This window comes from Pseudomonas sp. OTU5201 (genome assembly GCF_038440135.1).
Classification (GTDB): Bacteria; Pseudomonadota; Gammaproteobacteria; order Pseudomonadales; family Pseudomonadaceae; genus Metapseudomonas; species Metapseudomonas resinovorans.
The window spans coordinates 21,880-36,076 of record NZ_JASATC010000017.1; the positions used below are offsets into that span (position 1 = coordinate 21,880).

General features: G+C 62.8%; 10 protein-coding genes. 4 read left to right on the top strand and 6 right to left on the bottom strand.

Annotation, left to right across the window (positions count from 1 at the left end):
- Positions 1-152 precede the first annotated feature (152 nt).
- Positions 153-1,547, top strand: coding sequence for a cardiolipin synthase (gene cls, locus AAHM40_RS12595; RefSeq protein ID WP_342244941.1), 1,395 nt, complete (start codon positions 153-155; stop codon positions 1,545-1,547).
- Here the strand turns inward: cls and AAHM40_RS12600 are convergent.
- The gene (locus AAHM40_RS12600) at positions 1,544-1,939 is read right to left on the bottom strand and encodes a hypothetical protein (protein ID WP_342244942.1); all 396 of its coding nucleotides are present in this window, start codon (positions 1,937-1,939) and stop codon (positions 1,544-1,546) included. The two genes, cls and AAHM40_RS12600, sit on opposite strands and share 4 nt — an antisense overlap.
- 885 nt (positions 1,940-2,824) lie before the next feature.
- Between AAHM40_RS12600 and AAHM40_RS12605 the strand changes: the two genes are divergently transcribed.
- The 3 genes from AAHM40_RS12605 (at position 2,825) to AAHM40_RS12615 (ending at position 6,102) form a co-directional block, all read left to right on the top strand.
- Entirely contained in the window at positions 2,825-4,237 is a 1,413-nt protein-coding gene (locus AAHM40_RS12605; protein WP_342244943.1) for a multiheme c-type cytochrome, read from the top strand.
- Positions 4,238-4,863: 626 nt separating this feature from the next.
- Positions 4,864-5,829, top strand: coding sequence for a fimbrial protein (locus tag AAHM40_RS12610; protein ID WP_342244944.1), 966 nt, complete (start codon positions 4,864-4,866; stop codon positions 5,827-5,829).
- Between the two features lie 69 nt (positions 5,830-5,898).
- The gene (locus AAHM40_RS12615; protein ID WP_342244945.1) at positions 5,899-6,102 is read left to right on the top strand and encodes a hypothetical protein; all 204 of its coding nucleotides are present in this window, start codon (positions 5,899-5,901) and stop codon (positions 6,100-6,102) included.
- A 51-nt stretch (positions 6,103-6,153) separates the two neighbouring features.
- On the opposite strand, the gene AAHM40_RS12620 is transcribed toward AAHM40_RS12615, so the two are convergent.
- The 5 genes from AAHM40_RS12620 to AAHM40_RS12640 all read right to left on the bottom strand — a co-directional run bounded on the left by AAHM40_RS12620 (position 6,154) and on the right by AAHM40_RS12640 (position 14,124).
- Positions 6,154-6,384, bottom strand: a complete 231-nt coding sequence (locus AAHM40_RS12620; RefSeq protein ID WP_028628188.1) for a YheU family protein — start codon at positions 6,382-6,384, stop codon at positions 6,154-6,156.
- Between the two features lie 49 nt (positions 6,385-6,433).
- Positions 6,434-9,211 carry a hybrid sensor histidine kinase/response regulator gene (locus tag AAHM40_RS12625; protein WP_342244946.1) on the bottom strand — a complete coding sequence of 926 codons (2,778 nt, stop codon included), beginning with the start codon at positions 9,209-9,211 and terminating at the stop codon, positions 6,434-6,436.
- 62 nt (positions 9,212-9,273) lie between these two features.
- Entirely contained in the window at positions 9,274-10,467 is a 1,194-nt protein-coding gene (locus tag AAHM40_RS12630) for an osmoprotectant NAGGN system M42 family peptidase (RefSeq protein ID WP_342244947.1), read from the bottom strand.
- 143 nt (positions 10,468-10,610) lie between these two features.
- The gene (gene ngg, locus AAHM40_RS12635) at positions 10,611-12,350 is read right to left on the bottom strand and encodes an N-acetylglutaminylglutamine synthetase (protein ID WP_342244948.1); all 1,740 of its coding nucleotides are present in this window, start codon (positions 12,348-12,350) and stop codon (positions 10,611-10,613) included.
- A 4-nt stretch (positions 12,351-12,354) separates the two neighbouring features.
- Positions 12,355-14,124 (bottom strand): N-acetylglutaminylglutamine amidotransferase, encoded by a 1,770-nt coding sequence (locus AAHM40_RS12640; RefSeq protein WP_342244949.1) that lies wholly within the window; start codon positions 14,122-14,124, stop codon positions 12,355-12,357.
- Positions 14,125-14,197: the final 73 nt, after the last annotated feature.

Consider the following 14,197-nt stretch of genomic DNA (forward strand, 5'->3'; position numbering starts at 1 on the left):
TTCGCCCCATGGGATCAGGGACAGGTCGAAACTGCTGGCACCTTGCCGCTTGACCGCTGTCGAACCCCTCATGGCGACCCGGAAAGCGGCCTCCAAGGCTGCCGATTCAGATTCCGGGCAACAACCCTCCCTGCCGCGCAGGAGGATGCTGGATGAAACAGCCGTCATCAGGGACAGTGGCGCGTGTCCTGGTGGCGCTTTATGCATCGCTACTCCTGGGCTGCACCTCGCTGCCTCGCATCAACCCCGACATGATCCACTCGCCGGCCACCCCCGTGCAGGTGGACGGCACCCATGGCCCGCTTTCGGATGAGCGCAGCAAGGCCATTCTCGACCGGCTGAAGGCTTCCGGCATGGAAACCGACATCTTCGACCTGCACCTGGCGATCGAAGAGTCCCTGGTCGGCAGTCCGCTCACCGCCGGTAACCGGGTCGACCTGCTGCAGGACGGCCCGCAAACCTACGCGGCGATGTTCGAGGCGATCGAGGCCGCGCGGGATCACATCAACATGGAGACTTACATCCTCGAAGGCGACGACGTGGGGCAGCGCTTCGCCGATGCACTGATCGCCAAGCAGCGCAGCGGCGTCCAGGTCAACCTGATCTACGACAGTGTCGGCACCCTGGGCACGCCGCCGGCGTTCTTCGCGCGCTTGCGCGAATCCGGGATCAGGCTGGTGGAGTTCAATCCGATCAACCCCATGACCGCCAAGGCCGGCTGGGAACTCAACCAGCGCGACCACCGCAAGCTGCTGATCGTCGACGGGCGGGTCGCCATACTCGGCGGGGTGAACATCAGTGGGGTGTACTCCAGCGGTTCCTTCGGTTCGAGCCGTCAGGGCAAGCCGGAACGCGATCTGCCCTGGCGCGATACCGACCTGCGCATCGAAGGTCCGGTGGTTGCGGAACTGCAAAAACTCTTCATCACCACCTGGGACCGGCAGAAAGGCGGGGCCCTGGTCGCGCGTCACTACTTTCCGCCCCTGGAACGCAAGGGCCGGGAGGTGGTGCGGGCCATCGGCAGTTCGCCGGACGAGCCGTACAGCCAGATATACGCCACCCTCATCTCCGCACTGCGCAGCGCACAGAGCGAAATCTGGCTGACCAGCGCCTACTTCGTGCCCGACCCGCAGTTGCTCGATGCTCTCAAATCCGCCGTGGTCCGTGGCGTCGACGTACGTCTTGTGGTGCCCAGCAGCACCGATTCCTGGTTGGTTTTCCACGCCGGGCGAGCTTATTACAGCGAGTTGCTGGAAGCCGGCGTGCGGCTCTACGAGCGCCGCGACGCGCTACTCCATGTGAAGGCAGGGGTGATAGATGGCGTCTGGTCCACGGTGGGCTCCACCAACCTCGACTGGCGTAGTTTCCTGCACAACCAGGAGGTCAACGTTGTCGTGCTGGGGGCGGACTTCGGTGCGCGAATGCGCAATGCGTTCCTGGAGGATGTGAAAGGCTCGGACGAACTGACCTTCGAGACGTGGCAGCGCCGCTCCATACGCGCCCGACTCAGTGAGCGGATCGGGCGCGTCTGGGAATACTGGCTTTAGGCGGGGGTGTCGAAAGGCGTGCTGACGACAGGAGGGTGTTGGCTGCGGGCCAGGACCTCGTCCGCCCGGGCTCGATGGTAGGCCGCTTCGTGCAACGCCTGGGCATCGGCAAGGAGCAGGCCCAGGGCGGATGCGAGCCGAGCGGATTCCTGGGGCAGGACATTGTTTCCGTTGCCGCTCTCCAGGATGCGCAGCAGGTCGCCGAGGGCGGCCATGCGCTGGTTGGCGGCTTCGAACAGGTGGTTCGATGGCGCCTGGATGTTCACGTAGAGAACGTCGCCATAGGGCTGGGAGGAAAGTGAAAGCGGGGTGAAATCGGTAACCGTGCATCCGCATTGCGGCAGATCGCCTGTGGTGCTGATGCCTATCTGCGTGGTGTGTAGGCTTTGCATATCCTTGCTTCCTCGCTTACCAGAGAAGCCGCACCTTACCGTCACGACACGGTAGGGCGGCGGGCCGTGCAGGGGTCGCAAACCGGTTACGCGAGGAAAACCCGGCAAGGCCGAAGCCTTCCCTGCACGGCCCACCATGTAGCAATTGCGTACCAGGTGGGTCGTGACCTGCGTGAAGTTCGGGTTGCGACTCCCGATCGCGGTTCCCACCGCGACGGTCAGGGACTCTAGCGAGCGGCTTTGTAGGCGCTCAAGGTTGAAGGTCTGTATGAAATGTCTCGCCGGTGCGAGGGAATTCATAAGCAGAGGGAAGTCGATTCGCGCATTGGAGATTACGCCGCACGTGTCGAGCGAAAGTCTCGTTCTAGAGCGGTTTATGCGTTTTTCGCGGAATTTGCCGACGAAATGCAGGGTGAATTCGAGCCTACTGTCATCATTTCATCACAGGGCATCTACACTCTGGCTTCAGAGTCTATTGGTGCTCTGTGCTTTGTTTGGGTCGCCCCGTGGCGGCCTTTTTTGTGCCCGCCGTTTTTGTCACCCCGCCTGTCGCTGGTACGGAACAATCGCCGTTTCATCGCCTTTATTGTCATGTCCAGTTACAGATAAGTTCATATAAATCAAAACAATAGAGCGGGTAACCGAGCGGTCGTAGGTATTGCCAGGCCGTTGACGCTGTTGCGCCCCCCAACTACTACTGACTAACACCCCCGAATGCGGGGATCTGATCGAAATTCGGCGAAAGGCGCTGAAAGAGACGGTTATTGCCGTCATTCTGCGGAGTTTTTGCGTCCTTCCATTGGCATAGGCGCAGGCGAGGAAGCAAAAATGGGCGAGCCGGCACAGAAGTCCTTCACTTCAGTTCTCCCCGCTCGGCTAGGTCCCATGGCGCTTCGGCTGATCCTCTGTGTGTCGCTTGCCTTGCTGGTAACCCTGAACGCTGCTGCGGAGGCGCCCCAACTCAATGACAAGTGGCTGGAACCGGCGCGGTCACGGTTGCTGGAGGACAAACAGGGATTGCCGTTCTTTCCCCATCGGGCGAACACGCCGAACAATTCCTTGCTGAAGGTCAGTGACTTCGATGACGCGCAGGTCTGCGGTGCCTGTCATACCGAGATCTATCGGCAGTGGCGCTCGTCAATGATGTCCCACTCCTGGGAAGAACCTATCTACCGGGCGCTGCTGCGACATGCCAGTGAAGCCACTGAGGGGCGGGTGGACAACTTCTGCACCGGCTGCCATACGCCGATCGGCCTTACCACAGGGCAGATCAACTCGACGGTCAATCGTGCTTCAGTAGGGTTCACAGCCCTGAACAATCCCATGCCCGGCGTGGACTGCGAGACCTGTCACAACATCAATGCTCGCACCGGATTGGATAATGGGGCCTACGTGCTGAGCCCCCGCGCACATGGCAAGCCGACAAAGTTCGGACCGCGCAGCGACGCGGTGTCGCCCTACCACGACACGGTGTACTCCGGTCTGCACACCCGCTCAGACTTCTGCGCCACCTGCCACAACGTCACTCACCCCTTCAGTTCGGTGGCGGTCGAGCGCACTTATGACGAATGGCTCGAAAGCCCCTACAGCTTCAACGGTGAAACCTGCCAGAGCTGCCATATGGCGCCTTTTGCCGGCAAGGCGGCGATCATGGGGCCGGACCGCACGGACGTGGCTTCCCATTGGTTCACCGGTGCCAACGCGGCAGTGCTCGAGTACCTGGGCGAGAAGGAAGCGGCCCAGCGCGCGCGGGACAATCTGGCGAAGGCTGCCCAGATCAGCTTCGAATCGATACCGGAAACCCTGGAGCCAGGGCAGGAGGTGTCCGTGCGGGTGAAGGTTGTCAACATCGGGGCTGGACACAAGTTGCCCACGGGCTTTCCCGAGGGTCGTGAAGTCTGGATCGACTTCCATGCGGTGGACGGTGCCGGTCACGAGTTCTATCGGATGGGGGCGATCCGGGATGGCGCAACTGAACCGAACACCCGCAACTTCAAGGTCCATCTCGGCGACAAGGATGGCAAGGAACTGGACATAGAGGTCTGGAACGCCACCCAGATCCTCTCGGACAACCGCATCCTGCCCAAGGGCTATGACGTCCGGGAGTTCTCCTTCGTGGTGCCGGCGGACGCGCAGGGCCCCATTACCCTGACGGCGGAGCTGAACTACTGGCCGTTCCCGCAGCGCCTGGTGGACTACCTGCTGGGCGAGGGCAAGCTCAAGGTAGAAGTGACGCGGATGGATCAGGTGGTGAAGGCTCTGCCGCTTGGTGCGGCGGTGCAGGCGGCGAAGCTGTAAGGGGAGCCTTGTAGGGGGGCCGGGCGGCGCTCCGCTTCATCCCGCACTGACCGGCGATGTTGGGCTGAAGCTCATCTTCCGATCGGCCAACCGCCGATTGAGAAAGGGACTCGCCGGGTGGGCGAAACCAGAAACATCCGCAAAACTCGGAAGTCGATGTTCTCCGACGACGCGCATCAGGCTGGCGCCGATGCCCGGTCTCAGCGGGAAGTAAGACATTTCGTACAGTCCATCGACCTTGAGGGCCTACAAAAGCCCTCGCTAGAGTCCATGGCCGGCGCGGTGGGAACCGCGATCGGGAGTCGCTATCCGAAAAACGCAAGGCGCGAACCACCTGGATTGCAATCGCAACATGGCGGGCCGTGCAGGGAAGGCCTAGGCCTTACCGGGTTCTCCTCGCGTAACCGGTTTGCGACCCCTGCACGGCCCGCCGCCCTTTCATGTCGTGTACGCGCAAGCATTCCAATAAGTATTTTCATCAGGCTTTCCGCGTGCAAATTCAATTCACACAACACTCACCGAAAATCATATCAACCTTGTGTCAATGTATTTAGATTACGCTTAAGCAAGCTTAAGGAAGAACACCAAGAGTTCAACTTTAAAGATATAGAGCGCCCCGCCAGATCATGAAAGTAACCAAGATCCTAGCTGCACTCCTTGTTGTTTGGATGCCATCAATTTCATCTGCAAACTGTGAGTTTTATAACGGGCACTCTCAACAGCTAATAAACATAAACATACCTCCAACGCTATCCATCCCCAGGGACGCGCCAAACAACAGTGTATTATATGAGTCAGCGCCACAGACCTTTAACGGGGCTGCATCTTACAAATGCTCTTCTGATTTCAAGAAGGGTGTAAAAAACAATTTAGGCGGCGACTCTCCAACTTCAACAGTCTTCCCAATTGGCACGAGTGGACTATCATGGCAGTGGATTGTAGATGGCACGAGGCATGGTGGGTTTGGCTCGTCGACTGGCAAAGCTGGAGGCTATGGATTTAATGGCACTACACACTCATTACGAATAATAAAAACGGGCAACATCACATCTGGCACCACCTTAACAGCTGGCATTATGGGCTTCATTCAACGTGGAGCTATTCAGCCCCTTGTAATGACAATAACAAATAGCTCATCTATTGTTTTGCAGTCGTGTGAGACGCCAGATGTAAAAGTAGAAATGAAGGAGCATAATCTTAGTTTATTTAAAAGCTTTGAGAGCTACACCACGCCAAAGACATTCAGCATAAAGCTGAACAATTGCCCCAGCGGAATCAGCAAGGTTGCCTATAGCCTTTCTGCAAACCCAATGGCTCCCGCATGGAATCCAGCTCTCGGAATCGTTGAATTAAACAAGAGCTCAACTGCAAAAGGGATCGCACTGCAAGTGCTCGATAGTAAGCTGGAGCCAATTCAGCTGGACAAAACATACATATTCAGTGAATACGCGAGTAGCGGCGGGAATTTTTCCATTCCCATGAATGCCAGATATATACGAACACTGCCAAGTGGGAGCGCTGGCCAATATGATCCAGGGATGAGTGCGGGAACTGCCAATACCGAGGTCACTTTTATCATGAGCTATCTATGAGAGCTCTGGACCTTTTCCTTCTGATCGGTCAAGGCGCTATAGGTAGCTTCGCAAGCCGCCAACCAGCGCATGACCGCCCAGGCTGAGCTGTTGTGGATTCTGGAGTCCGGCAGCGACAACGCGTTGGCCCAGGAAACTGCCCGACTCGCCTCGGCCCTCGGCCTGCTCCTGGCGGATGTCCAGGCGTTGCACGAAGCGGCCTACCAACATTCGCGCGAGGAAGAAGACGCAGACGGCACTCAACTTGGCTCAGATCGTTCCAGCAACACGTAATGCAGAGATAGCCGATTCATTTGCACTGATTAGCGCAGCTGCCCTCCCGCGTTATTCCTCCAGCCACTCCTTGGGCACGTCCAGCTTGAGCATCAGCTGACAGAGTTGGCTGTCGGGGTCGTAGGCGATCACCGCCTCACCTTTCTGCAACGCCCGGCGGACGCGCTCCACGCGGGTTTCCAGTGGGGTGTCGTCGCCGTTGTCGGTGCCTTCGCGAGTCACGAAGTCCTCGATCAGGCGGGTCAGGGTATCGGCTTCGAGCAGGTCAAAGGGAATGAGCATCGGGAGATCTCCAGCGGGGGCGAAATGCTAACGCCCCCGCGCCATGCCGTCACCCGTCCACGCTCTGGCGCAGGATAAAGCGCTCCAGCGTGGCGAACAGCAGGGCGCTGTCCAGGGGCTTGCCGAGGAAGTCGTCCATGCCGGCGTCGGCGCCAGCCTGGCGGTGTTCTTCGAGGATATGCGCAGTCAGTGCGACGATCGGCACGGGTGGCCAGTTGCGGTTGCGTTCGAGCCGACGAATCTGTCGGGTGGCCTCGAAGCCGTCCATTTCCGGCATCTCGCAATCCATCAGAATCAGCTGGATGCCCTCCGGGTCGCGCTGATACTCGTCCACCGCCGCTACACCATTGGTCACGGTACGTACCAGATAGCCGCGCTTCTTGAGGAAGCCCTGGACTACCATCTGGTTCACCGGGTTGTCTTCAGCCACCAGGATGCAGGGTGTGGCGCTCACGCGGCGGCGCTCTTCCTGTTGCTGGGTGCGCTCTTCCAGGCGCCGCTCACGGTAGAGCTCCTGCAGGGTGTCGCGCAGCTGCGCCAGGGTTAGCGGCCGGGCCAGGGCACGCAGGCGCAGGCCAGCGCCAGCGGGGAGCTGCTGGCTGTGTTCCGGCGAGCAGATCAGCAGCACGCGCTGGCCGTGCTCCAGGTGCGGGCGCAGCTTGTCTACCCAGCGTTCCGGATCCCCCGGCCAGGGGGCCTGCAACACCAGCAAGGGCGGTACGTCGAAGTCTTCCAGCTGGTCAATCAGTCTGGCCGGGTCCTGGCAGCGTTCGCAGCGCATACCCCAGCGGCCGAGCAGGCGACTCAGGGCGTCCAGGCCAAGGGCGTCCTGGCAGGCGAGCAGGGCCGTGCGGCCGTCCAGGAGCCGGTTCATTTCGTCGCTATTGAACTCGCCGGGCTGCAGGGGAACATCGAAGCTGAAGCGAGTGCCCTGGTTGAGGGTGCTCTGCACTTCGATGCGCCCACCCATCATTTCCACCAGTTCTTTGCTGATCGCCAGGCCCAGGCCGCTGCCGCCGTAACGGCGCGTGGTGCTGGAGTCACCCTGGGCGAAGGAATCGAACAGCTGGGCCAACGCTTCGGGCCGGATGCCGATGCCACTGTCAATGACACTGAACACAAGGTGCGCCTTGCCTTCTGAGGTGCGGCGCAGACTGAGGTTGAGCGCCACATGGCCCTCGGCCGTGAACTTCAGGGCATTGCCCAGTAGGTTCATCAGTACCTGCTTGAGCCGCGTCGGGTCACCCAGGATGCGTCGAGGCACCCCGGTGTCCAGGCTGAGATGCAGGCCCAGGCGCTTGTCCATGGCCTGGGCGGTGAACAGGCCGAGCGTGTCTGACGCCAGGTCTTCCAGGTCGAACTCGATATTTTCCAGCTCCAGCTTGCCCGACTCGATTCGGGCGAAGTCGAGGATGTCGTTGATCACCGTCATCAACGCGGTACCCGAGCTGGAGATGGTGTCGACGTAGAAGCGCTGGCTGCGGTCCAGCGGGGTTTCCTTGAGCAGTTGCAGCATGCCCAGCACGCCATTGAGCGGGGTACGGATCTCGTGACTCATCGTGGCGAGGAAGCGGCTCTTGGCCTGGTTCTCGAAATGCGCTTGCTCGGCGGCCTGGCGCGAACGGAAACCTTCTTCCTTGAGGGTGTTGATGCGGTCCGCCAGGCCGATGGAGAGGGTGATCAGCTCGATGGTGACGCCGATCTTCACCACGGTGGCGCCGAACAGCCCCATCACCTCGACGCCCAGCGAACCGGTGGTGACCTGGATAAAAGCGAACAGCAGCACACCCCAGGCCAGGGTGTAGTAGGAGCCGTAGCGCAAACCCTTGCGCCAGACGTAGATGCCGGTGAACAGGAGGAAGGCGGAGATTGCCGAGACCGTGAGGCTGGCGAGGATGTTCCAGTTCTGCAGGCCGATCAGCGGGAAGCTGAGCACCGCCACCAGGGTCGCCGCCATCAGCCCGCGCAGCACCTGGTCCAGGCGTGGGAAGTGCAGTCTGGTGTGGAGGAAGTGGCGGCTGAACTGCACTGCAGTCAGGCAGTGCAGGTACATGAAGATGTAGATCGCCACCGACTGCAGCCCCACATGGTCCGGCAGCAGCTTGAACAGCATGCCGTCGAAGCAGGCGGCGAGCAGGCCGACGTTGAGGTTGTAGGCCAGGTACCAGAGGTAGGCCGGTTCGCGCAGCGACAGATAGAGGAACAGGTTGTAGAAAAACATGGCGAAGAGCACGCCGTAGAAGGCCCCGTTGAACCCCATGAGGTTCTCCTGGGCGGCGGCGCTGGCGTCAAAGGTGCTGAACACCAGCGGCACAAACAGCGTGCTGGTGCTTTCCACCCGCAGGATCAGCGTGCTCTGGCCCGGTTCGACGCGAAGGGGGAACCAGAAGTTGCGCACGTGTACCGGTCGCTGGGAGAACGCGAACCGGTCTCCGGATTCCTGGGCCTGCACGCGACCGTCAGCGGCGATGTGATAGAGGCGGATGTCGTCCAGCAGCGGATAGTTGGCTTCCAGGTAGCCGTCCAGGGCGTGGGCCCGCTGGTTGTCCAGGTGCACCCGGAACCACCAGACCGAACGGTTCTTGCCGAGGTTCGCCTGTTCCCCCGGCAGTTTCCGGAATGCCGGATCGGGGAGCTTGCGTACCTGTTCGAGGTCGAGTTCGCCCTTGGGGTCTTCCAGGTATTCGACCCAGTGGCCGAGCGGAAGGCGTAGTTGATCCCGGTCGAGCGGCACTGCCTCCAGGGCGAAGGCGGGCCGGCAGAACCAGAGCAGAAGAAAGACCAGACCGAGTGCGACAGTTTTCACACAGCCTGAAAGGTGAAGCATGGGTGACCACCCGTGTTGTTATGCGTCCCTGGATGGCACTTTGCTCCTAGCGGGCTCGCCCTTCAAGGGCTGCCGTCACCCTTTCCCACAAGACTTTCCACGGTCGGGACGCGCGTCTCGCTCTCCATCTGTGCGTCATGCTCCAGCTGATGGCTGAAGGGCTCCAGGGACTGCTGACTGTTCACGGCGTCGCTGGCGAAGACCGGGGGGCTCATCAGGTATGCGCCGAGCAGGCGGGTCAGGGCCTCCAGGCTGTCGATATGGGTGCGCTCATAGCCATGGGTGGCATCGCACCCGAAGGCCACGAGGGCGGTGCGGATGTCATGGCCGGCGGTGACTGCCGACTGGGCGTCGCTGTGGTAGTAGCGGAACAGGTCGCGGCGCAGCGGAATGGCTTGGGCCTCCGCCAGGCGCAGCAGATGCCGCGAGAGGTGGAAGTCGTAGGGGCCGCCGGAGTCCTGCAGGGCAACGGTCACCGCATGTTCGCTGGAGTGCTGGCCGGGGGCGACCGGGGCAATGTCGATGCCGACGAACTCGCTGACATCCCAGGGCAGTGCGGCAGCCGATCCGGAGCCGATTTCCTCGGTGATGGTGAACAGCGGGTGGCAATCGATGGGAGGCACCAGGCGGGCCTCGGTGATGCCTTTGAGCGCGGTGAGCAGGGCGGCCACCCCGGCCTTGTCGTCGAGATGCCGCGCGCTGATATGCCCGCTCTCGGTGAACTCCGGCAGGGGGTCGAAGGCGACGAAGTCGCCCACTGAAACGCCAAGGGTCTCGCAGTCGGCCCGAGTTGTGCTGTAGGCATCCAGGCGCAGCTCCACGTGGTCCCAACTGATGGGCAGGCTATCCACCTGGGTGTTGAAGGCGTGCCCGGAGGCCAGCAGGGGCAGCACGCTGCCGCGCAGGACCCGGCCGTCGCCGAACAGGCTGACGCGGCTGCCCTCGGCGAAGCGACTGGACCAGCAGCCTACGGGAGCCAGGCCCAGGCGGCCGTTGTCCTTCACCTCGCGGACGATGGCGCCGATGGTGTCCAGGTGCGCTGAAACCGCGCGGTCGGGGCTGCTCTGCCGGCCCTTGACCGTGGCGCGGATGGTGCCGCGCCGGGTCAGCTCATAGGGAATACCGATCTCGTCCAGCCGCTCGGCGACGTAGCGCACGATGGTGTCGGTAAAACCGGTGGGGCTGGGAATGGCGAGCATCTCCAGCAGAACCTTCTGCAGGTAGGCAAGGTCGGGTTCGGGAAGTGTCTGGCTCATGGCTGCTCCTCGGAATGCTGCACGGTTCTGGACGCTGCGATTGCCGCCGGCATAGTCCCGCAGGATGGATGGAGCCCCGCGATGCGTGTCGGTGGCTCGTGGTGATGGGTATCGCTTCGCTCTACCTATCCTACGAAGGCAGGTCAGGGCGTGCGGCTCAACGGAAACAGCAGGTCGATAAAACGCTCCGCCGTCGGTTGCGGCTGGTGGTTGGCCAGGCCGACCCGTTCGTTGGCCTCGATCAGCACGTACTCCGGCTGGTCGGCTGCGGGTACCAGCAGGTCAAGGCCCACCACCGGGACTTCCAGGGTGCGCGCAGCGAGGATGGAGGCTTCCGCCAGGGCCGGGTGCAGGGTCGCGGTAACGTCTTCCAGGGTGCCGCCGGTATGCAGATTGGCGGTGCGTCGCACGACCAGGCGGGTGCCGGCAGGCAGCACGTCGTCATAGCCAACGCCCGCGGCGCGCAGGGTGCGTTCGGTTTCCCCGTCGAGGGGGATGCGGCTTTCGCCCTGGGTGGCCGCCTGGCGTCGGCGGCTCTGGCGTTCGATCAGCTGGCGCAAGGTGCGCTGGCCATCGCCCATCACCTCGGCCGGGCGGCGGATGGCCGCGGCGACCACTTCGTAGTTGATCACCACCACCCGCAGGTCGAAGCCCGTGTGGCAGCTCTCCAACAACACCCGGCTGTCGAAGTGCTCGGCGTTGGCGATGGCGGTCTTCACCTCGTCCAGGTTGCGCAGGTCCACTGCCACGCCCTGGCCCTGCTCACCGTTCACCGGTTTGACGACCAGGCTGCCGTGCTCGGCGAGGAAGGCGGCGTTGTCCGCGTCGCTACCGGCCAGGCGCTGGGCCGGTTGGCGAATGCCCACCCGGGAGAGGGCGCGGTGGGTCAGGTGCTTGTCCTGGCAGAGGGTCATGCTCACCGCGCTGGTGAGGTCGCTCAGGGACTCCCGGCAACGGATGCGCCGGCCGCCCTGGCTGAGGCTGAACAGCCCACCCTCGGCATCATCCACCTGCACTTCGATGCCACGGCGCAGGGCCTCGTCAACGATGATGCGGGCGTAGGGGTTAAGTGGCTCTTCGGGGCCGGGGCCGATGTACAGGGTGTGGTTGATGCTGTTCTTGCGCTTGACCGCGAAGGTGGCCAGGTCCCGGAAACCCAGCTTGGCGTAGAGCGCCTTGGCCTGGAGGTTGTCGTGCAGAACCGAGAGGTCGAGGTAATTGAGTCCGCGGCTCATGAAGTGCTCGATCAGGTGGCGAACCAGCGCTTCGCCCACGCCGGGACGGCTGCATTGCGGGTCCACCGCCAGGCACCAGAGGCTGGAGCCGCCTTCCGGGTCGTCGAACGCCTTGAGATGGTTGAGGCCCATAACGGCGCCGATCACCTGGCTGTCGTCTTCGTCCTCGGCCAGCCAGTAGACCGGCCCACCCAGATGGCGCGGGGTAATGGCGTCCTGATCCACCGGCAGCATGCCGCGGCAGCGGTAGAGCTGATTGACCGCCTGCCAGTCGGCGTCGCCCAGGGCACGACGGATGTGGAACCCGCGAAAGGCCCGGCGTGCCGGACGGTAGTCGGGAAACCAGAGACGCAAGGTGTCGGACGGGTCGAGGAAGAGATGCTGCGGCGCCTGGGCCAGCACCTGCTGGGGCGCGGCGACATAGAGGGCGATATCGCGCTCGCCGGGCTGTTCGTCCAGTAGTTCGTGGGCAAGGCTCGCCGGATCGGGAAACGTGTGGCCGAGCAGCAGGCGGCCCCAGCCACAGTGGAGTATTTGCGGCGCGTCGTGGGGCTCCTGGTGGCCTTCGGCGAGGCGTGCCTGCAGGCGCTGATAGGACGGCGTCTGGCCACGCAACAGGCGCTGACTGTGCAGAGTGTGGGCTTTCATCGATTCAGAGTCCCTGTTGGTTGAGCCAGAGGTTGAGCGCGGCCATTTGCCAGAGCTTCGAACCCCTTAGCGGGGTAATGTCCTCCGACGGGCTGGCGAGCAGGCGTTCGAGCATGGCCGGTTGGAACAGCCCGCGATCCTGGCTCGGGTCCAGCAGCAGTTCGCGCACCCAATCGCGGGTGCGGCCTTCCAGGTGTTTGAGGCCGGGAACCGGGAAATAACCCTTGGGGCGGTCGATCACCGCCTGGGGAATGACCTGGCGCGCGGCGGCCTTGAGCACCGCCTTGCCGCCGTCGCCCAGCTTGAAGCGCGACGGGATGCGCGCAGACAGCTCGGCCACCCGGTAGTCGAGGAACGGCACCCGCGCTTCCAGGCCCCAGGCCATGGTCATGTTGTCCACCCGCTTCACCGGGTCGTCCACCAGCATCACCGTGCTGTCCAGGCGCAGGGCCTTGTCCACCGGGTCGAGTGCGCCGGGGTGCTCGAAATGCTGGCGCACGAAGTCCCCGGCTAGGTCGGGGGTGAGCCACGCGGGCTGCACCGTGGCCTGGTACTCGGTGTGGGGGCGGTCGAAGAAGGCTGCGCGGTAGCTGTTGAACGGGTCGCAGGTATCGGCCAGTGGTGGGTACCAGTGATAGCCGCCGAACAGCTCGTCGGCGCCCTGGCCGCTCTGTACCACCTTGCAATGCTTCGAGACCTCGCGGGCCAGCAGGTAGAAGGCGATGCAGTCGTGGCTGACCATCGGCTCGCTCATGGCGGAGAAGGCGGCGGGGAGCTGCGCCAGCACCTCGCGCTCGTCGATCCGCAGCTGCTGGTGGCGAGTGCCGTAATGCCGGGCGATCAGATCGGAGTACTCGAATTCGTCGCCGCGCTCACCGCCGGCATCCTGGAAACCGATGGAGAAGGTGGCCAGTTGCTCCACGCCGGTTTCCGCCAGCAGGCCCACCAGGAGGCTGGAGTCCACGCCACCGGAGAGCAACACGCCGACTTCGCGGGCGGCGCGCTGGCGGATCGATACGGCCTCGCGCAGGCTGCCCAGCAAGCGGTCGCGCCAGTCCTCGAAGCCGAGGCCCTGTTCGTCCTCGCGCGGGCCGTACTCCAGTTCCCACCAGGTGCCCTGGCTGCAATTACCGTCGGCGTCGATCTGTATCCAACTGGCCGGCGGCAGCTTATCCACACCCCTGACCAGGGTGCGTGGCGCCGGCACCACGGAATGGAAGTTGAGGTAGAAGTTCAGCGCTTCCGGGTCCAGTGAGGCGTCCAGATCCCCGCCCTGCAACAGGGCTGGCAGGCTGGAAGCGAAGCGCAGGCGCTGGTCGGTGCGCGACAGGTACAGCGGCTTGATGCCGAGGCGGTCGCGAGCGAGGAACAGGCGCTGGCTGTCGCGCTCCCAGATGGCCAGGGCGAACATGCCGTTGAGCCTTGGCAGCATGTCCTTGCCCCAGGCGTGCCAGGCCTTGAGCAGCACCTCGGTGTCACCGTCGGAATGGAAGTGGTAGCCGAGGGCGAGCAGCTTCTTGCGCAGCTCGGGGTAGTTGTAGATGGCGCCGTTGAACACCATGGCCAGGCCCAGCTCGGGGTCCAGCATGGGCTGCCCGGAGGCATCGGCCAGGTCCATGATCTTCAGCCGTCGATGGCCCAGGGCGATCGGTCCCTGGCTGTGCAGGCCCCACGCGTCGGGGCCGCGCGGTGCCAGGTGGTGGGTGATTCTATCGAGGGCGGCCAGGTCGGCCGGTTGTTTGTCGAAACGAAGTTCTCCAGAAATGCCGCACATAAGTCCTTACCGGTGTTGCCGTTGGGGAGTTCGTGTCCGAAGGCACTAAAGGGTCCGACCCCTGTGCGCTTTC